At 68.1% G+C, this 19,339-nt stretch carries 19 protein-coding genes and 2 pseudogenes; 7 read left to right on the forward strand and 14 right to left on the reverse strand.

From position 1 onward, the window contains the following. Positions 1-678 (forward strand): annotated as a pseudogene (locus A5624_RS05300) (nitrite/sulfite reductase); the annotation flags it as partial. Further along, the gene (locus A5624_RS05305) at positions 675-1,418 is read left to right on the forward strand and encodes a phosphoadenylyl-sulfate reductase (protein ID WP_066862664.1); all 744 of its coding nucleotides are present in this window, start codon (positions 675-677) and stop codon (positions 1,416-1,418) included. The pseudogene A5624_RS05300 and the gene A5624_RS05305, both read left to right, overlap by 4 nt. 135 nt (positions 1,419-1,553) lie before the next feature. Here the strand turns inward: A5624_RS05305 and A5624_RS05310 are convergent, their stop codons facing one another. The 5 genes from A5624_RS05310 to A5624_RS05330 all read right to left on the reverse strand — a co-directional run bounded on the left by A5624_RS05310 (position 1,554) and on the right by A5624_RS05330 (position 5,897). Next, complete coding sequence (locus tag A5624_RS05310) at positions 1,554-2,639, reverse strand: sulfate/molybdate ABC transporter ATP-binding protein (protein WP_066862667.1); 1,086 nt, start codon at positions 2,637-2,639, stop codon at positions 1,554-1,556. Positions 2,640-2,647: 8 nt separating this feature from the next. Next, positions 2,648-3,466: a sulfate ABC transporter permease subunit CysW gene (gene cysW / locus A5624_RS05315; protein WP_066862670.1), complete on the reverse strand. Its 819-nt coding sequence runs from the start codon at positions 3,464-3,466 to the stop codon at positions 2,648-2,650. Then, positions 3,463-4,335, reverse strand: coding sequence for a sulfate ABC transporter permease subunit CysT (gene cysT / locus A5624_RS05320; RefSeq protein WP_066862675.1), 873 nt, complete (start codon positions 4,333-4,335; stop codon positions 3,463-3,465). The genes cysW and cysT overlap by 4 nt, the downstream gene beginning before the upstream one ends. Beyond that, entirely contained in the window at positions 4,332-5,363 is a 1,032-nt protein-coding gene (locus A5624_RS05325) for a sulfate ABC transporter substrate-binding protein (protein ID WP_066862678.1), read from the reverse strand. Before A5624_RS05325 ends, cysT begins: the two co-directional genes overlap by 4 nt. A gap of 333 nt (positions 5,364-5,696) precedes the next feature. Then, on the reverse strand, positions 5,697-5,897 hold the full coding sequence (locus tag A5624_RS05330; RefSeq protein WP_231997791.1) for a hypothetical protein: 201 nt from the start codon (positions 5,895-5,897) through the stop codon (positions 5,697-5,699). Positions 5,898-6,126: 229 nt separating this feature from the next. Between A5624_RS05330 and A5624_RS05335 the strand changes: the two genes are divergently transcribed. Next, positions 6,127-8,085, forward strand: a complete 1,959-nt coding sequence (locus A5624_RS05335; protein WP_231997792.1) for a glycoside hydrolase family 15 protein — start codon at positions 6,127-6,129, stop codon at positions 8,083-8,085. A 106-nt stretch (positions 8,086-8,191) separates the two neighbouring features. On the opposite strand, the gene A5624_RS05340 is transcribed toward A5624_RS05335, so the two are convergent. Continuing rightward, positions 8,192-8,950: a sensor domain-containing protein gene (locus A5624_RS05340; RefSeq protein ID WP_066862681.1), complete on the reverse strand. Its 759-nt coding sequence runs from the start codon at positions 8,948-8,950 to the stop codon at positions 8,192-8,194. 2 nt (positions 8,951-8,952) lie between these two features. Beyond that, on the reverse strand, positions 8,953-10,800 hold the full coding sequence (gene lepA, locus A5624_RS05345; RefSeq protein ID WP_082976004.1) for a translation elongation factor 4: 1,848 nt from the start codon (positions 10,798-10,800) through the stop codon (positions 8,953-8,955). 140 nt (positions 10,801-10,940) lie between these two features. On the opposite strand from lepA, the gene A5624_RS05350 reads away from it, so the two are divergent. After that, positions 10,941-11,543 carry a type II toxin-antitoxin system PemK/MazF family toxin gene (locus A5624_RS05350; RefSeq protein WP_066862687.1) on the forward strand — a complete coding sequence of 201 codons (603 nt, stop codon included), beginning with the start codon at positions 10,941-10,943 and terminating at the stop codon, positions 11,541-11,543. Positions 11,544-11,635: 92 nt separating this feature from the next. Here the strand turns inward: A5624_RS05350 and A5624_RS05355 are convergent, their stop codons facing one another. Continuing rightward, a complete protein-coding gene (locus A5624_RS05355; RefSeq protein ID WP_066862712.1) occupies positions 11,636-12,064 on the reverse strand; it encodes a CBS domain-containing protein in 429 nt (142 codons plus the stop codon). A gap of 167 nt (positions 12,065-12,231) precedes the next feature. On the opposite strand from A5624_RS05355, the gene A5624_RS05360 reads away from it, so the two are divergent. Beyond that, entirely contained in the window at positions 12,232-13,074 is an 843-nt protein-coding gene (locus A5624_RS05360) for a ribonuclease Z (protein WP_066862715.1), read from the forward strand. Here the strand turns inward: A5624_RS05360 and A5624_RS05365 are convergent. The 4 genes from A5624_RS05365 to A5624_RS05380 are packed head-to-tail and all read right to left on the reverse strand — an operon-like array spanning position 13,053 to position 17,320. Continuing rightward, the gene (locus A5624_RS05365) at positions 13,053-13,787 is read right to left on the reverse strand and encodes a hypothetical protein (RefSeq protein ID WP_066862689.1); all 735 of its coding nucleotides are present in this window, start codon (positions 13,785-13,787) and stop codon (positions 13,053-13,055) included. The genes A5624_RS05360 and A5624_RS05365 overlap by 22 nt on opposite strands. A gap of 41 nt (positions 13,788-13,828) precedes the next feature. Beyond that, on the reverse strand, positions 13,829-14,668 hold the full coding sequence (locus A5624_RS05370) for a transglutaminase family protein (RefSeq protein WP_066862692.1): 840 nt from the start codon (positions 14,666-14,668) through the stop codon (positions 13,829-13,831). Then, entirely contained in the window at positions 14,668-15,645 is a 978-nt protein-coding gene (locus tag A5624_RS05375; RefSeq protein ID WP_066862695.1) for an alpha-E domain-containing protein, read from the reverse strand. The genes A5624_RS05370 and A5624_RS05375 overlap by 1 nt, the downstream gene beginning before the upstream one ends. Then, complete coding sequence (locus A5624_RS05380; RefSeq protein WP_066862698.1) at positions 15,632-17,320, reverse strand: circularly permuted type 2 ATP-grasp protein; 1,689 nt, start codon at positions 17,318-17,320, stop codon at positions 15,632-15,634. The genes A5624_RS05375 and A5624_RS05380 overlap by 14 nt, the downstream gene beginning before the upstream one ends. A 144-nt stretch (positions 17,321-17,464) precedes the next feature. On the opposite strand from A5624_RS05380, the gene rpsT reads away from it, so the two are divergent. Beyond that, a complete protein-coding gene (gene rpsT, locus A5624_RS05385) occupies positions 17,465-17,725 on the forward strand; it encodes a 30S ribosomal protein S20 (protein WP_066862701.1) in 261 nt (86 codons plus the stop codon). 27 nt (positions 17,726-17,752) lie between these two features. On the opposite strand, the gene holA is transcribed toward rpsT, so the two are convergent. Together holA and A5624_RS05395 are read right to left on the reverse strand one after the other, a co-directional pair. Then, a complete protein-coding gene (gene holA / locus A5624_RS05390; protein WP_066862704.1) occupies positions 17,753-18,721 on the reverse strand; it encodes a DNA polymerase III subunit delta in 969 nt (322 codons plus the stop codon). A 62-nt stretch (positions 18,722-18,783) separates the two neighbouring features. Next, positions 18,784-19,164, reverse strand: a pseudogene (locus A5624_RS05395) (ComEC/Rec2 family competence protein); the annotation flags it as partial. A gap of 26 nt (positions 19,165-19,190) precedes the next feature. On the opposite strand from A5624_RS05395, the gene A5624_RS27240 reads away from it, so the two are divergent. Beyond that, the coding region (locus A5624_RS27240; RefSeq protein ID WP_369827439.1) for a ComEC/Rec2 family competence protein at positions 19,191-19,339 on the forward strand (149 nt) is incomplete at its 3' end.

A 19,339-nucleotide genomic window follows, 5' to 3' on the forward strand; every position in this document is an offset into this window, starting at 1 on the left:
CACGTCGGGGTGCAGCGGCTCAAGAACGGGCTCAACGCCGTGGGCGTCGCCTCCATCGCCGGACGGGTGTCGGGCACCATCCTCACCGCGGTGGCCGACCTCGCCGCACAAGCCGGCTCGGACCGGATCCGGCTCACCCCGTATCAGAAGTTGGTCATCCTCGACGTGCCCGACGACAAGCTCGACGAGCTGATCGCCGGCCTGGAGGCGCTCGGCCTGCAGTCGAAGCCGTCGCATTGGCGCCGGAACCTGATGGCGTGCACGGGGATTGAGTACTGCAAGTTGTCTTTCGCCGAAACCCGGGTCAAGGCGCAGTCTTTGGTGCCCGAGCTGGAGCGCCGGCTCGCCGACATCAACGACCAGCTCGACGTGCCCATCACCGTCAACATCAACGGCTGCCCCAATTCGTGCGCCCGCATTCAGGTCGCCGACATCGGGCTCAAGGGTCAGATGGTCGACGACGGAGAGGGCGGCTCGGTCGAGGGTTTTCAGGTTCACCTGGGCGGCAGCTTGGGTCTGGACAGCGGATTCGGCCGAAAACTGCGCCAGCACAAGGTCACCAGCGACGAGCTCGGCGACTACATCGAGCGGGTCACACGTAACTTCCTGAAATATCGCGGTGAGGGTGAACGTTTCGCACAGTGGGCTATGAGGGCAGACGAGGACGATTTGCGATGAGCGAACGAACAACCAAGCTTCCAGAAGCCGAATTGCGGGCGCTTGCCGCCCGCGGCGCGGCCGAGCTGGAGGGCGCCAGCGCCGCCGACGTGTTGCGTTGGACCGACGAAACGTTCGGCGGCATCAACGGGCCCCGCGGCTGGGCCACCTGCAATTACGTGGTGGCTTCCAGCATGCAGGAGGCCGTGCTGATCGATCTGGCGGCCAAGGTGCGTCCGGGTGTGCCGGTGGTGTTCTTGGACACCGGTTATCACTTTGTGGAAACCATCGGCACCCGGGATGCGATCGAATCCGTGTACGACATCCGGGTGCTCAATGTCACTCCAGAACACAGCGTCGCCGAGCAGGACAGGCTGCTGGGCAAGGACCTGTTCGCGCGGGACCCGAGCGAATGCTGCCGGCTGCGCAAGGTCGCGCCGCTGGGCAAGACGCTGCGCGGATACTCCGCCTGGGTGACCGGCCTGCGCCGGGGTGAGACCGCCGCGCGCGCCAACGCCCCAGTGGTCGGATTCGACGAGGGCTTCAAGCTTGTCAAGGTCAACCCGCTGGTCGAATGGTCCGACGAGGACGTGCAGAACTACATCGACGACAACGGCGTGCTTGTCAATCCGCTTATGTACGAAGGCTATTCGTCGATCGGCTGCCAACCCTGCACGGCCAAGCCGCTGGCCGGGGCCGATCCGCGCAGCGGACGTTGGCAGGGCCGGGCCAAGACCGAATGCGGTTTGCACGCGTCATAGCAGTTCAACATCGACAGGTTCCGCCACCGCCGACCAGGTGGGAATCGGACCGACGAGTGGATCTGAAAACCGATAGCGCATCCGCTAGCGCGTTGGCGAATCGGATAGTGGTCGGCCCGCGGTTCTCATGCGGGACTACGCCGACGTCAGGGTACTCTCATCCTGGTCGGCCTCGTCCGCACGACTTGCGTTGGCGGCCAGGGCGATCGGGGGAACCCGGGTGGCCCGCACGTAGACGGTGTCGCCCTCGCGCAGGGCCAACGCCTCGGCGTCGCCGCGGGTGATCTGCGCGGTGAAGAATCCGCCGGTGGCCGCGCTGGTCAACTCGACCCGCACCTCGAAGCCCAGCGTCACCACCCGGTCGACGACGGCGCGCACCACCCCGACGGACTCGGCCGTGCCGTCACCGCCGGCGATCGCCATCTCGGGATTGCGGCCCACCCGGATATCGTGCGGGCGCACCAAAGTGCCGTTCAGGGTGGATACCGCACCGAGGAATGACATCACGAACGCGTTCGCCGGGGTGTCGTACACGTCCGTCGGGGAGCCGACCTGTTCGATGCGGCCCTTGTTCAGCACCGCGATGCGGTCGGCGACGTCGAGCGCCTCGGCCTGGTCGTGGGTGACCAGCACCGTGGTCACGTGCACCTCGTCGTGCAGGCGCCGCAACCACGCCCGCAGATCCTCACGCACCTTGGCGTCCAGCGCGCCGAACGGCTCGTCGAGCAGCAGCACCTGCGGGTCGACCGCCAACGCCCGCGCCAGCGCCATGCGCTGGCGCTGACCGCCGGACAACTGGTTGGGGTAGCGGGCCTGAAAGCCGCTCAGTCCCACCACTTCGAGCAGGTTGTCGACCTTGGCCTTGATCTCGGCCTTGGGCCGCTTGCGGATCTTGAGCCCGTAGGCCACATTGTCGCGCACCGTCAGGTGCTTGAACGCCGCGTAGTGCTGAAACACGAATCCGATGCCGCGGCGCTGCGGCGGCACCCGGGTCACGTCGCGGCCGTCGATCGTGACGGTTCCGGTATCGGGTTGGTCGAGCCCGGCGATGGTGCGCAGCAGGGTCGACTTGCCCGAGCCGCTGGGACCCAGCAACGCCGTCAGCGAGCCGGTGGGCACGGCGAAGTCCACATGGTCCAGCGCGACGAAATCGCCATAACGTTTGTTGGCGTCGCGCACGACGATGGCGAGGTCGTCCCGGTTGGCGTGAGTCACGGTCATTCTCCTCGTCAGGCCTGCTTCGCCGCTCGTGCACGGCGCGCGTCCAGCACCACCTGGAAAACCAGCACCAGCACCGCAACCCCCATCAGCAGCGTGGACAGCGCGTAGGCGCCGTATTCCGCACCGCGGTTGTACCGGTCGGAGACAAGCAATGTCAGTGTCTGCGACTTTCCCGGCAGGTTCGACGACACCATCAGCACGGCACCGTACTCCCCCAGGGTACGTGCAATGGTCAACACGATGCCGTAGGTCAGACCCCACCGGATCGACGGCAGCGTGATCCGCCAAAACGTCTGCCACCACCCCGAACCCAGGGTGGCCGCCGCCTCCTCCTGGTCGGTGCCCAGCTCGTGCAGCACCGGCTCCACTTCGCGCACTACGAAGGGCAGGGTGACGAAGATGCTGGCCAGCACGATGCCCGGCAGGCCGAAGATGATCTTGAACCCGAGGTCCTGTTCCACGAACCCGAGCGCACCGGCCGAGCCCCACAACACGATCAACGCGACACCCACGATGACGGGCGAGACCGCGAACGGCAGGTCGATGACCGCCTGCAGCACGCCCTTGCCGCGAAACCTGTTGCGCGCGAGGACCAATGCGGTGGGGATGCCGAAGATGACGTTGAGGGGTACCACGATGGCCACCACCAGCAGCGTCAGGTTCAGCGCCGAGATCGCCGCGGGGGTGCTGACCCAGGCGTAGAACTGGCCCAGCCCCGGTTGGAACGTGCGCCACAGGATCAACGCCACCGGAATGACCAGCAGCACGAAGATGTAGGCGAGCGCGACGAACCGCAACCAATAGCGCACTCCCGCCGACGATGTCATGCGGACAGCTCCTCTCGCTTGGCCGCGCGGCCGCCCACGATCCGCAGGATGAGCAGCACGACAAACGAAATGCCCAACAGCACAATCGATATCGCGGCGGCACCGGTGCGGTCGTCGTTCTCGATCAACGTGCGGATCCACTGTGAGGACACTTCGGTCTTGCCGGGCACCGCACCGCCGATGAGCACCACCGAACCGAACTCGCCGATCGCCCGGGAGAAGGCCAGCCCCGCCCCGGACAACAACGCGGGCAGCAGCGACGGCAGCACCACCGAGGTGAAGATCTTCGGCCCGCTGGCACCCAGCGACGCCGCGGCCTCCTCGGTTTCGCGATCCAGTTCGAGTAGCACCGGCTGCACGGCACGCACCACGAACGGCAGCGTGACGAAGGCCAGGGCGACCGCCACACCCCACGACGTGTGCTGCAGATGTAGACCGACGGGGCTGTGGTTGCCGTACAACGCCAGCATCACCAGGCTGGCGACGATGGTCGGCAGCGCGAAGGGCAGATCGATGATCGCGTCCACGAGGCGCTTGCCCGGAAAGTCATCCCGCACCAGCACCCACGCGATCACCAGGCCGAAGACCAGGTTGAGCACCGTGACCCCGGCCGAGATCGTCAGGGTCACCCGGAACGATTCCAGCGCGGCATTCGAGGTGACCGCGAGCCAGAAGGCGTGCCAGCCGCCGCCCGCGGATTGCCACGCGATCGCCGCCAACGGCAGCAACACGATCACCGAGAGCCAGACGGTGGCCACGCCGACGCGCAGCGCGGTGGTGCCGCGGCCGCGTCCGGGCAGCGGGCCCGGTGGCGCGTCGCCGCTGAGCTCGGGCCGGACCGCCAGCGGGTCCGGGGTGATGGCGGTCATCCGGTGGCCTTCGTGTAGATCTTCGTGATGCTGCCGGAGTTCTTGTCGAACAGCTGCGGGTCCGCCGTGGCCCAGCCGCCCAGCTCGGCGATGGTCCACAGCTTCGCCGGCACCGGGTACTGGTTGCGGAAGTCGGCGGCGACGGCCGGGTCGACCGGGCGGAAACCGGCTTGCGCCCAGACCTTTTGGGCCGCGGCCGTGTACTGGAAGTTCTTGAAGGCGACGGCGGCGTCCAGATGCGGGCTGGTGTTGACCACCGCCACCGGGTTGTCGATCTTGAAGGTCTGCGCCAGGTTGATGTGTTCGACCGGCTTTCCGGCCCGCTCGGTGGCGATGGCCTCGTTCTCGTAGCTGATCAACACGTCACCGCTGCCCTGGACGAAGACGTCGGTGGCCTCCCGCCCCGATCCGGGGCGCAGTTTCACGTGTTCGGTGACCAGCTTCTTGATGAACGCAACCCCGGCGTCGCTGTGGGCGCCGCCTTCGCTCTTGACCGCATACGGCGCGAGCAGGTTCCACTTGGCCGATCCGGAGCTCAGCGGGCTGGGGGTGATGACCTCCACTCCGGGCCGCAGCAGGTCATCCCAATCCCTGATGTTCTTCGGATTGCCCTTGCGCACCACCAGCGTGACGACCGAACCGAACGGAATTCCCTTGGTGGCGTCGGTATTCCAGTCCTTGGCGACCTTGCCGGCCTTGACCAGTCGCGCGATGTCGGGTTCGACGGAGAAGTTGACGACGTCGGCCGGCTTGCCGTCGACGACGCCGCGGGACTGGTCACCGGAGGCCCCGTAGGAGGTGACCACCTGCACGCCCTTGCCCTCGTCGGAGGCGTTGAACGCCGGAATTATCTTGCTCCAACCGGGTTCTGGGACCGAGTAGGCGACCAGGGTGATGCTGGTGCGCGCGTTGGCCAGACCACCGCCGCCGACGGCATCACTGGCGCCGCCGTGGCACCCGGCGATGACGCCGGCGATCAGGGCAAGTGCGAGGACGGGCCGCCAGCGCGATGCGGTCCTTGTGTCCATTGAGGGCCTTCCGGTGCGAGAGGTATGGGAGTCGGGTCCCGTTTCTGCGGAAAGGCACCTAAAACTTCAGGAGAATTCGAAAACTCCAGACCAGACCGCGCACGGGTTTGGGAGTCAGCGACAACAGTGCACGAGGGCATAGCACTCCGAGATGCTCATCGCCACGCGCATGGCGGGAAGCCTAACAGGAATTGACGTTGCCGCCACCGCGACGGCGGCTGTGCAGAGGGCCCGCGGCCGTTAGCGGTGCATCGCGTGGGTCACCAGCCACGTGACGATCACCAACGCCACCAGGATGACCAGAATCAGGGTCACGTGTGACCGAGGCATGGGCTACCCGGGCGTCCCGTCGTGGCGGGCGCGGCGCATCAGCTCGATGCCCTTCCCGAGCACGCCATCCAGCAGGGCCGCCGTGGCGTAGGCCACCACCAGCACGGCGGGCACCACCACCAAGGCCTGCAGCACGAAAGGCAGCCCCGAAAGCCACAGCTCGTTGCCGTCCCACCAATTGAGGAACGCGTTCACGGGGCTCACCCTATTCGGCCCGACCGCCGAAGACCATCGGCCGGCCGGGAACACGCGCCGGCGTGGGTCGGACGCAGCGGATCGCCGCGCGGCGCGCCACCTCGGTGAAACGTTGGACGCGGGACCGCTGAGCAGCGATGATGTCCAGATGGTTTTGCACGCCCAGCCCGACGACCAACCGGCCCCGCCGGACGGTGCCCTGCCCGAGGAAGAGTTTGACGCCGCCTCGGCCACGTCGATGTCGTCGTCCATCGACCTGCGCACGCCCGGGCCGCTCGCTCCCAGCGCGGCCCTGCGGAACCCGTTCCCGCCGATCGCCGACTATGCGTTCCTGTCGGACTGGGAAACCACGTGCCTGATCTCCCCCGCCGGATCGGTCGAATGGCTCTGCGTGCCCCGCCCGGATTCGCCCAGCGTGTTCGGTGCGATCTTGGACCGCAGCGCCGGCCATTTCCGGCTGGGCCCGTATGGCGTCTCGGTGCCCTCGGCCCGCCGGTACCTGCCCGGCAGCCTGATCATGGAAACCACCTGGCAGACCCACACCGGGTGGCTGATCGTGCGCGATGCGCTGGTGATGGGCCCGTGGCACGACCTGGAGCGGCGGTCTCGGACGCACCGCCGCACCCCGATGGACTGGGACGCCGAGCACATCCTGCTGCGCACGGTGCGCTGCGTCAGCGGCACCGTCGAACTGATGATGAGCTGCGAACCGGCGTTCGACTATCACCGCGTCGGCGCCACCTGGGAGTACTCCGCCAACGCCTATGGCGAGGCCGTCGCGCGCGCCGCCAAGGATCCCGACGCCCACCCGACGATGCGGCTGACGTCCAACCTGCGGATCGGGCTGGAGGGCCGCGAGGCGCGCGCACGCACCCGGATGAAAGAGGGCGACGATGTGTTCGTCGCCCTGAGCTGGACCAAGCACCCGGCGCCGCAGACCTACCAAGAGGCCGCCGACAAGATGTGGCAGACCACCGAGTGCTGGCGGCAGTGGATCAACATCGGTAACTTCCCCGACCACCCGTGGCGGGCGTACCTGCAGCGCAGCGCGCTGACCCTGAAGGGCCTGACCTACTCGCCCACCGGCGCGCTGCTGGCGGCCAGCACCACGTCGCTGCCGGAAACGCCGCAGGGCGAACGTAACTGGGACTACCGCTACGCCTGGGTGCGCGACTCCACCTTCGCGCTGTGGGGCCTGTACACGCTCGGACTGGATCGGGAGGCCGACGACTTCTTCGCGTTCATCGCCGACGTCTCCGGCGCCAACAACAACGAGCGGCACCCGCTGCAGGTCATGTACGGCGTGGGTGGCGAGCGCAGTCTGGTCGAAGAGGAGCTTCATCACCTGTCCGGCTACGACCACGCCCGGCCGGTGCGCATCGGCAACGGCGCCTACGACCAGATCCAGCACGACATCTGGGGCTCGATCCTGGACTCTTTCTACCTGCACGCCAAGTCGCGCGAGCAGGTCCCCGAGACCTTGTGGCCGGTGCTGAAGAAGCAGGTGGAGGAGGCGATCAAGCACTGGCGCGAGCCCGACCGCGGGATCTGGGAGGTGCGTGGGGAGCCGCAGCACTTCACGTCGTCGAAGGTGATGTGCTGGGTGGCGCTGGACCGCGGCGCCAAGCTGGCCGAGCGGCAGGGCGAGAAGAGCTATGCCCAGCAGTGGCGCGCGATCGCCGAGGAGATCAAGAACGACATCCTGGCGCACGGCGTGGACTCCCGCGGGGTGTTCACCCAGCGCTACGGCAGCGACGCGCTGGACGCCTCGCTGCTGTTGGTGGTGCTGACGCGGTTCTTGCCGCCGGATGACCCGCGGGTGCGCAACACCGTGTTGGCGATCGCCGACGAACTCACCCAGGAGGGCCTGGTGCTGCGCTACCGGGTCGAGGAAACCGACGACGGGCTGTCCGGCGAGGAGGGCACCTTCACGATCTGCTCGTTCTGGCTGGTGTCGGCGCTCGTCGAGATCGGCGAGGTGCGGCGCGCCAAGCGCCTGTGTGAGCGGCTGCTGTCGTATGCCAGCCCGCTGCATCTCTACGCCGAGGAGATCGAGCCGCGCACCGGCCGGCAGCTGGGCAACTTCCCGCAGGCCTTCACCCACCTGGCGCTGATCAACGCGGTGGTGCACGTCATCCGCGCCGAGGAGGAAGCCGACGGCTCCGGAATGTTCCAGCCCGCCAACGCCCCGATGTGACGTGGCGATCGCAAGCGCGGCGTGAGCCGGGCGACGCGGGTCGCCACCATCAGGACGTGGCGATCGGGAGCGCGGCGTGAGCCGGGCGACGCGGGTCGCCACGACGTCAGCCCAGAGCGCTCACCCTGTCCATCAGGGCGTGCGCAACGTCGATGGCGCTGGTGTTGAGGTCGGCCGAGCCGGGGTCCGAGGACCGTCGCCCGCCGAAGAACACCACCTGGACCTCGACGAGGCAGTTCGACCGGATGCCGATGGCGCGCGCCTGTGGGGTTGGCCGCAGCGGCGGCATGTTGGGCAAGATCGACGTCGCGGTCTTGGTCGCCGCGATGGTGGAATCCGTGACGCGGACGTCGCTGATGACGTTCGTCGTGCTGATCGGGCCGGACTGTTCCGACGTCGTCATGCCGTTGCACTGCTGCCACTGTCCCGAGAACTGCGTGAACAGCGCCTGCGCCTGTGCGGGCGACGGGAGGGTGACCACCCCCTCCTCGACCACGATCACCTGCGCCGGTTCGCCGTTGTTCCACCACGACTCGGACGCAACGTCTTTCACGTCGGCGGACCGGTACACGCCCTGCTGCAGCATCGCCGTCACCCCCAGGCACCCGGCCTGCGACATCGTCCGCTGGACCTGATAAAGCCTTTCGGGCCCGCCGAATTCGGCCGGATCCCGCGCCACGAAGGTCTGATTGAGCATCCGCGACAGCGTCGGGCCGTCGAGAAGCACCTGTTTGACCGTCGCGCCGCTGAGCGGTCGCGGCTTGAGGTTCGGCGCCGGCTTCGCCGTGCCCGCCACCACTCCACCGCAGCCCGTCGCCAGCACCGCGACCGCCATCAAAGCCGTCGCCATCCCCCGAATCCGCATGGCTACTTCTTGCCCTTGTCCCCCGCGGCGTCGGCGGACAAGGCCGCGACGAACGCCTCCTGCGGCACATCGACGCGCCCGATGGTCTTCATCCGCTTCTTGCCTTCCTTCTGCTTTTCGAGAAGCTTGCGTTTACGAGTGATGTCGCCGCCGTAGCACTTGGACAGCACGTCCTTGCGTATCGCGCGAATGTTCTCCCGCGCAATGATTTTCGATCCGATGGCCGCCTGGACGGGCACCTCGAACTGCTGGCGCGGAATCAGCTCTTTGAGCTTGGTGGTCATCTTGTTCCCGTAGGCGAACGCCGAGTCCTTGTGCACGATCGCGCTGAACGCGTCGACCGCCTCGCCCTGCAACAGGATGTCGACCTTGACCAGTTGGGCCTCCTGCTCGCCGGCCTCCTCGTAGTCGAGGCTGGCGTAGCCACGGGTGCGTGACTTCAGCGAATCGAAGAAGTCGAAGATGATCTCGCCCAGCGGCATGGTGTAGCGCAGCTCGACGCGTTCGGGTGACAGGTAGTCCATGCCGCCCAGCTCGCCGCGGCGCGACTGACACAGTTCCATGATGGTGCCGATGAATTCACTGGGCGCGATGATGGTGGTCTTGACCACCGGCTCGTAGACCTCGCGGATCTTGCCCTCCGGCCAGTCCGACGGGTTGGTCACCCGGATCTCGGTGTTGTCCTCCTTGACCACCCGGTAGACGACGTTGGGCGACGTCGAGATCAGGTCCAGGTTGAACTCGCGCTCCAGGCGTTCGCGGGTGATCTCCATGTGCAGCAAACCCAAGAAGCCGCAACGGAATCCGAAGCCCAGGGCCACCGACGTCTCCGGCTCGTAGGTCAGGGCCGCGTCGTTGAGTTGCAGCCTGTCCAGGGCGTCGCGCAGATCCGGGTAGTCGGAGCCGTCCACCGGATACAGGCCCGAGTAGACCATCGGCTTGGGCTCGCGATATCCGGTCAGCGCCTCGGCGGCGCCGTGGCGTGCCGTCGTCACCGTGTCCCCCACCTTGGATTGGCGGACGTCCTTGACGCCGGTGATCAGGTAGCCCACCTCGCCCACGCCCAGGCCGTCGCTGGCCTTCGGTTCAGGCGAGACGATGCCGACCTCGAGCAGTTCGTGGGTGGCGCCGGTGGACATCATCGCGATGCGTTCGCGAGGGGTGATCTTGCCGTCGACCACCCGCACGTAGGTCACCACGCCGCGGTAGATGTCGTAGACCGAGTCGAAGATCATCGCCCGCAGCGGCGCGTTGGCCTGGCCCTGCGGGGGCGGCACCTCGCGCACCACATGATCGAGCAGGTCGGCGACGCCGGCTCCGGTCTTGCCGGAAACCCGCAGCACGTCGCCCGGCTCGCAGCCGATGATGTGCGCGATCTCGGCGGCGTAGCGGTCCGGGTCCGCGGCGGGCAGGTCGATCTTGTTCAGCACCGGGATGATGTGCAGGTCGCGGTCGAGCGCCAGGTAGAGGTTGGCCAGGGTCTGCGCCTCGATGCCTTGGGCGGCGTCCACCAGCAGCACCGCGCCCTCGCACGCCTCCAGCGCGCGCGACACCTCGTAGGTGAAGTCGACGTGGCCCGGGGTGTCGATCAGGTGCAGCACGTACTGGGTGTCACCGACTTTCCACGGCAGGCGCACGTTCTGGGCCTTGATGGTGATGCCGCGCTCGCGCTCGATGTCCATCCGGTCCAGGTACTGCGCGCGCATGGACCGCTCGTCGACGACACCGGTGAGCTGGAGCATCCGGTCGGCCAGCGTGGACTTTCCGTGGTCGATGTGGGCGATGATGCAGAAGTTCCGAATCTGCGCCGGCGCGGTGAAGGTCTTGTCGGCGAAACTGCTGATGGGAATCTCCTGGTGCGTGCAACTAGACGGGGCGCTTTGCGGCCGTTTCCGGCGCGGTTCGCGGGTATGTCCAGCGTATCCAGACAGGGCCGCCGGGACCTACTTGGACACAGTCGCACCCCGCCGCTCGCGTCTATGCTGCGAATATGTCGTCTCCCCGGAAATCCCAGTGGAAGACGTTTCAGCGGTTCGCGGAGAATCTGGTGTTCAACGGCGCTCCGCGCCTGGTCCGGACCGTGCAGAATTCCCAGACCGTGCTGCGCGAACTGCAGCAGGCCGTGAAGATCACGGCGAACGTCATCGCCGCGGTGGCGCCACCACCTCCCGACGCGCCCGTCACCGGCCGGCCGGTGACCAGCGGCAGCCTCCCGACCGCGCAGCGCGCCCGCAAGCTGGTGTACGCGCCGAGCCTGGACGGCCGGGCCGATCCCGGTGAGATCGTCTGGACGTGGGTGGTCTACGAGGACGACCCCACCCGGGGCAAGGACCGGCCCGTCCTGGTCGTGGGCCGCGACCGCAGCGTCCTGCTGGGGTTGATGGTGTCCAGCCAGGAGCGCCACGCCGCCGACCCGGACTGGGTTGGAATCGGTTCCGGCCCTTGGGATTACGAGGGCAGGCAGAGCTGGGTCCGGCTGGACCGGGTGCTCGACGTGCCCGAGGAGGGCATCCGCCGCGAGGGCGCCATCCTGGATCGCGAGATCTTCGACGTGGTGGCCGCCCGCCTGCGCGCCGACTACTCCTGGCGCTGAACGCGTCGCGGCGTTGCGCCGAGCGTGAACTCAGGGCGAGCCCACGCCACAATTCTCGCCGTAGTGCACGTTCGGCGAGCGGAGTCGGGCGATCAGCCCTGGGTGATGTAGGAATGCAGTTGCTGCTGCTCGGCCTCGAGTTCTTCCAGTCGGCTCTTCACCACGTCACCGATGCTGACGATCCCGATCAGCTTCTTGCCGTCCAGCACCGGCACGTGCCGCACCCGGTTCTTGGTCATCAACACGCTGATCGCGTCGACCTCGTCGGTCTTCGTGCAGGTCGCCAGCATGGACGTCATGATCTTGGACACCGGGCGAGACAGCACACTGGCGCCGTGCGTATGCAGCTGACGCACGACGTCACGCTCCGACACGATGCCGACCACACCCTCGTCACCGACCACCACCATGGCGCCGATGTTCTGGTCGCTCAGCCCCGCGAGCAGCTCGCGAACCGTCGCGTCGGGATTGATGGTCACCACCGCCGCGCCCTTGTTCCGCAAGACGTCCGCTATCCGCATCGGGGCCTCCAGCCGGGTTGTGATCCGCTTCACATCAGGCTACGGCTTCCTCGCGCGGCGCAAAAGCCACTAAGAGAAGCTGCAAACAGATCGTGTCCTAGCGGTGCAGCCCGCGCGGATCGCGCGATTGAACCACTGCGGGAGCCGCGGGCTTGCAAGATAAGGACATGATCGAGGTCACCCTGCTGGGAACCGGAAGCCCCATCCCCGACCCGAACCGCGCCGGGCCGTCAACTCTGGTGCGGGCCGGCGGGCAGGTGTTCCTGGTGGACTGCGGGCGCGGCGTGCTGCAGCGCGCGGCCGCGGTCGGGGTGGGCGCCGCCGGATTGTCGGCGTTGCTGCTGACCCACCTGCACAGCGATCACATCGGCGACCTGGGCGACGTCCTCATCACCCGGTGGATCAGCACCTTCACGCCCGACCCCGCGCCGCTGCCGATCATCGGTCCGCCCGGCACCGCCGAGGCGGTCGCGGCGACGCTGAACGCGTTCCGCCACGACATCGGCTACCGGATCGCCCATCACGCCGACATCAACTCGCCGCCGGCGGTGGACGTGCACGAACACACCGAGGGAACCGTCTGGGACCGCGACGGCGTGGCCATCCGGGTCGCCCCGACCGATCACCGTCCGGTGGCGCCGACCATCGGCTTTCGCATCGACTACCAGGGCGCCTCGGTGGTGCTCGCCGGCGACACCGTCCCGTGCGCGGGCCTGGACGACCTGGCAACAGGGGCGGGTGCGCTGGTGCACACCGTGATCCGCAAGGACATCGTCGCCACCATCCCGCAGCAGCGGCTGCAGGACATCTGCGACTACCACTCTTCGGTGGAGGAGGCGGCGGCGACCGCGGCGCGCGCGGGGGTGGACACCCTGGTCATGACGCACTACGTGCCGGCGCTGGTGCCCGGCCAGGAGGAGCAGTGGCGGGCCCTGGCGGCCACGCAGTTCGGTGGGCGGGTCGAACTCGGTGACGACCTGCACCGCGTTCAGGTCGATGCGTCCGCGTGATGGCCGCCCGCGGCCGCTCGCCCGGCGGCCGAATCTCGTTGCGCCGCATGGGTTAGGGCAACGCCAGCCACCATCAGCCAGGTCAGCGCCAGCACCCGGGCGATCGGCAGGATGAGGCCCAGCGCCGGCCAGATCAGCACCGCCGTCGCCAATTCGGCGAGGATGGCCGTGGCCAGACCGAGCCGCGCGACCGGTCCCGGCATCAACGCGCGGGTGAGGCCGGGCACCGCGATCCCGCCGACCAGCAGGCCCAGCGCCACGATGTGCCCCGGGCCGCCGGTGAGAAAGACCAACAAGTAGAGCGCCCGGACCACCGCCGCGTTCGCGGCGACATCCGGTATCGACAACGCCCAACCCAGCAACCCCGCCAGGCCGAGCGCACCGGCGGCCAAGACGCCGCCACTCAACGTGACCGCGCCGGATCCGGCCCCGAGTCGGCTCAGCCGGGCGCCGGCGCTTGCCCCGTAGATCGCCAACGGCACCGAGGACGCGAACGTCGCAACGGCGATGATGCGCACGGCGGTCGGCTGGGCGCGAACGTAGGCGGTGACGGCGCCCGCCGGGCCGTAGGGCAACGGCATGACGCCGCCCACCGCGACGCCGATGGCGATGCCGCCGACGAGCAGCGCGATGCAGAGCAGGGCCAGCGCCGCCAGGGGAGAGCCGGGCCGGCTCTTATCGCGGCGCGGCGCGCCTTCGGCCGGATCGTTCATTCCTGCAACGGTATCCCTGCGGCGACGAACCCCGCCCCGGGCTAGGCCAGCCGGGTCACCTCGACGATCACGTCGAGGTCGGTGGCGCCCTCCCCGGAGTAGATGCCCTTCAGCGGGGAGACGTCGGCGTAGTCGCGGCCCACGCCCACGCCGACGTACTGCTCGGTGATCTCGGTGTCGTTGGTGGGGTCATAGCTCCACCAGGCACCCGTCCACGCCTCAATCCAGGCGTGGCTTCGGCCGTCGACGGTGTCGCCGACGACGGCGTCGCGCCTGGGGTGCAGGTAGCCCGAGACGTAGTGCGCCGGAATCCCCATGCTGCGCAACAACATCAGCGACAAATGCACGAAGTCCTGGCACACGCCCTTGCCCGCTTTGAGCGCGTCCAGGCCGGACGAGTGCACGCTGGTGGTGCCCGGCAGGTATTCCAGTTCTTCGCGCACCCAATTGGCCGCGGCTACAACGGCTTCGGCCGGCTTGTGGGTCTTGCTGATCTTCTTACCGACCGACGCCACCCGCTTGCTGGCCGGGGCGTGCTGAGTGGGGCGAAGCAGGTCGTCGTAGCGATCGATCACGGCCTCGGACTGCAGGTCGCTCCAGCCCGCCTCCGCCGAGAGTGGCTCGGCCCGCTCGGTTTCCACGACCGACGTCGACATCACCGTGAGATCGGTGTGCGGGGCGTGCAGGTCGAACGCGGTGACCGCGGTGCCCCAGTAATCGACGTAGCGGTAGGACCGGGTCGCCGGGATGGTTTCGACACGGTTGAGGATGACGTTCTGCCGGCTGTTCGACCGCGGGGTCAACCGGGCCTCGTTGTAGGAGGCGGTCACCGGGGATTGGTAGGCGTACCCGGTGGTGTGCACCACCCGCAGTCGCCACATCAGCCGTCCCCTTTCCTGCTGACCAGCCGGGCGCGCTGGCCCGCGTCCGACCAGGCCACCCAGGGCGTGACGTGGAAGTACTGCAGCGCCAACGCCTCTCCGACGTCGTGGCAGGTGCGCTGCAGCCCCGCCAGGCGGCTCTCCAACGACTCCAGCAGCACGCCGGGCTGCACGAATTCCAATTCGCTGCGGGCCTGCCCGAGCAGTCGCTGCGCCTCGGCGGTCGCCCCGATCCGGCTCTGCCGGTTGTGGACCAGCTCGTCGAGATTGTGTTCGGCCAGCCGCAGCGAATAGAACACCGAACGCGGAAACAGCCTGTCCAACAACATGAATTCGACCACCCGACCGGCGTCCAGCACACCGCGATAGGTGCGCAGATAGGTGTCGTGCGCGCCCGCCGAACGCAACAGCGTCACCCACGCCGGGGACGAGGCGCTGTCGCCGACCCGCGACAACAACAGCCGCACCGTCATGTCGACCCGTTCGATGGCCCGGCCCAGCACCATGAACCGGTAGCCGTCGTCGCGGGACAGCGTCGAGTCGGCCAGGCCGGCGAACATCGCCGCCCGCCGCTCGATGAATGACAGAAAGTCGTGCGGCCCAAGGCGTTTGGCGGCCCGCTCACGTTCGGGCAGGGCGTGGTAGGTGGTGTTGAGGCATTCCCAGATCTCGCTGGAGGTCACCTCGCGCGCCGACTTGGCGTTCTCGCGCGCCGAGGTGATGGCATCGACGATCGAGCAGCCGCCCTGGGTGTTGGTGCTGTAGGCCACCAGATCGGTCAGCGACCACACGTCCAGGTCGTGATTCGGCGGGTCGATCCCGAGCACCCGCAGCAGCAGCCGCGACGCATGGTCGGGGTCGACGCTGGAATCCTCGAGCAACTGGTGCAGCGCCACGTCCAGGATGCGCGCGGTGTCGTCGGCGCGTTCGACGTACCGGCCGATCCAGTAGAGCGACTCGGCGTTACGTGCCAACATCGTGCACCGCCCTTTGCTGTTGTTGTTGCTCGAGCTGCTCGCGCTGGGGCAGTTCGGTGGGCTGCGCCTGCTGAGACGTCACCCGCGGGGCGTCGTCGAGCATCGGGTCCGGCATCGAGGTGGGCAACGAGCGCACCACCTCCGCCGCCTCGAGCTCGTGATCGCCGGCCGACGCCCGCGACGCCAGCACCCAGGTGTCCTTGGAGCCGCCACCCTGACTGGAGTTGACCACCCGCGACCCCTCGACCAGCGCAACCCGGCTCAGCCCGCCGGGCAGCACCCACACGTCGTTGCCGTCGTTGACCGCGAACGGCCGCAGGTCGACGTAGCGCGGCGCCAGGGTGTTGCCGATCTGGGTCGGCACCGTCGACAGCTCCATCATCGGCTGCGCGATCCAGCTCCGCGGATCGTCGCGCACCTTCTTGGCGACGGCCGCCAACTCTTTCTCCGAGGCCTCCGGCCCGAACACGATGCCGTAGCCGCCCGACCCCTCCACCGGCTTGAGCACCAGCTCGTCGATGCGGTCCAGCACCTCTTCGCGCTCGTCGTCGAGCCAGCAGCGCAGCGTCTCCACGTTGGCCAGCAGCGGCTTCTCCCCGAGGTAGTACTCGATCATCATGGGCACATAGGTGTAGACGAGTTTGTCGTCGCCGACGCCGTTGCCGATCGCGCTGGAGATGGACACGTTGCCCGCACGGGCGGCGTTGACCAGCCCCGCCACCCCCAGCACCGAATCGGCGCGGAACTGCAGCGGATCCAGGAAGGCGTCGTCGATGCGCCGATAGATGACGTCGACCTGGCGCTCCCCCTCGGTGGTGCGCATGTACACCTGGTTGTCGCGGCAGAACAGGTCGCGCCCCTCGACCAGCTCGACCCCCATCTGGCGGGCCAGCAGCGAATGCTCGAAATAGGCCGAGTTGTAGACGCCCGGGGTCAGCACCACCACCGTCGGGTCGGCCTCGTTGGTGGCCGCGGAGTTGCGCAGCGCCCGCAGCAGGTGCGAGGCGTAGTCATCGACCGCGCGCACCCGGTGGCTGGCGAACAGGTTGGGGAACACGCGCGCCATGGTGCGCCGGTTCTCCATGACATAGGACACACCCGACGGCGACCGCAGGTTGTCCTCGAGGACCCGCCAGGTGCCCTTGTCGTCGCGGATCAGGTCGATGCCGGCGACGTGGATCCGCACGCCGTTGGGCGGGACGATGCCCATCGCCTGGCGGTGGAAGTGCTCGCACGACGTGATCAGCCGGCGCGGGATCACCCCGTCGTTCAATATTTCCTGGTCACCGTAGATGTCGTCGAGGTACAGCTCGAGCGCCTTGACGCGCTGGGTGATGCCGCGCTCCAGGCGCGTCCACTCGGCGGCCGAGATGACCCGCGGCACCAGATCCAGCGGAAACGGCCGCTCCTGGCCCGATAACGAGAAGGTAATGCCCTGGTCAAGGAAGGCGCGGGACAGCGCTTCGGCGCGGGCTTTGAGCTCCGAGGCATCCGACGGCGCGAGCTCGGCGTAGATGCCCTTATACGGGCCGCGCACGTTGCCCTGGGCATCGAACATCTCGTCGAACGCCATGTCGTAGGCGTCGGAGGCCGCGTTGTATCCGTCGAAGATGCGCTCAGAGCGCGCAGCGCGAAAACCCCGCTTGGTGTGGTCAAGCTGGTTGGTAAGACTCACTGTTCAGATGCTGCCTCAAGTCGACGTTCTGGCAGCCCACGTGTTCCCGTTTTGGGAGAAAACGTAACTCACTGATAACCTGGGCAATCGCTGTGGTGATATCCGGCGCCCCACAATACGTCTAATCGAAGAAGGAACTCCCGCGTGGCCAACATCAAGTCGCAGCAGAAGCGCAACAAGACGAACGAGCGCGCTCGCCTGCGCAACAAGTCGGTGAAGTCGTCGCTGCGTACCGCTGTCCGCGCGTTCCGCGAGGCGGCCCACGCCGGCGACAAGGAGAAGGCCGCCGAGTTGCTGGTGTCGACCAACCGCAAGCTGGACAAGGCCGCCAGCAAGGGCGTGATCCACAAGAACCAGGCGGCGAACAAGAAGTCGGCCCTGGCGCAGGTCCTCAACAAGATCTAAGGCTTTTACTCAGCCGACGCGCCCCCTCTACTGGCCGCGCTGGGCGGCTAGCTCGGCGACCTGCCTGACCGCGGATTCCAGGGCGTAGTCGGCGTCCACCACCGCTCCCTTAACGTTCGCGTTGAGCGTGGCCACCACCTTCATCGCGGTCGCCACAGAGTCACGCGACCAACGCCGCGCCTGCTTCTGCGCCTTCTGCACCCGCCAGGGCGGCATCCCGAGCTGAGACGCCAGCCGGTATGGGTCCCCCGACAGTGGGCCGACCCGGCCGATCGTGTGGATCGCCTCGGCCAGCGCGTCCGCCAGCACCACCAGCGGCTCACCGCGCATCATCGCCCACCGCAACGCCTCGGCGGCCCCTTCGATGTCACCGGTCACCGCCTTATCCGCGATGTCGAAGCCCTTCACCTCGGCCTTGCCGCTGTGATAGCGGCGGACCGCGTCGGCGTCGACCACCCCGCCGGTGTCGGCGACCAACTGGGAGCAGGCCGAGGCCAACTCCCGCAGGTCGGAACCGACCGAATCCAGCAGTGCGGTCACCGTCTGGTCGTCGGCCTTGACCCGCAGGCCGCGAAACTCCTTGCGGACAAAATCGACGCGCTCGCTCAGTTTGGTGATCCGCGCGCACGAATGCACCACGGCGCCAAGGGATTGCAGCTCGGTGGCCAGCGCCTTGGCGCGCCCGCCGCCCGAGTGCACCACGACCAGCACCACGCCGGTCGGCATGTCGCTCGCGGCCGAAACGATCACCGCGGCAGCGTCTTTGCCCGCTTCGCCGGCGGCCTCCAGCACGACGATGCGCTCGTCGGCGAACAGCGACGGACTCAGCAGCTCGGCGAGCTCATAGGTGCTGACGTCGCCCGCCCGCATCCGGTTGACCGGCACGTCGTCGGTGCCGGCTCGTTTGCGCGCCGACCGCAGCACGTCGGACACCGCCCGCTCGACCAGCAGTTCCTCGTCTCCCAGGACCAGGTGCAACGGCGAAATCTCGGTCACCCCACGATGGTGTCACGCCCCACCGACCGCGCCGCTCGGGGATCGACGGCGCGACGCCCCGCCTACCCCAACCCGGACAGCGCCCACGCCAGCCCGACCAGCGCCCCGACCCCCGCCGCGACGCGAAACAGTCGCCACCGCCACAGCACCACCGCCAGCACCGTGACGCCGCCGACGATCAGGGTGCCGGGCATCCCCTCGGGGACCGGCACCGTGGCGCCGGGCATGTTGGCCGCCGCGTGGGCCACGCCGTCCACCCACCACAACTCCAGGCCGGTGAACCGGATCAGCAGCCGCGCGGCGGCCGGCCATATCGCGCAGAGCGCGGCCGCCGCGGTGCCCAGCACCGTGATCGGGGCGATCACACCGGCCACCGCGAGGTTCGCCAGGGCGGCAACCACGCTGAATCGCCCGGAGATCGCCGCCACCAGCGGCGCTGATCGTCGTCGCGCCGGTCTGGTCGCGGCGCCTGGTCACCAAGGGATGGCCCAAGCCGCTGGCCGACGCGCTCGCCGTCGCGTGGGCCGCGCAGGTGGTGACCGCGCCGCTGGTGGCGGCGATCTCCGGGCGATTCAGCGTGGTTGCCGCCCTGGCGAACCTCGCGGTGGCCGGTGTGAT

This window comes from Mycobacterium sp. 1482292.6 (assembly GCF_001672995.1).
Lineage (GTDB): Bacteria > Actinomycetota > Actinomycetes > Mycobacteriales > Mycobacteriaceae > Mycobacterium > Mycobacterium europaeum_A.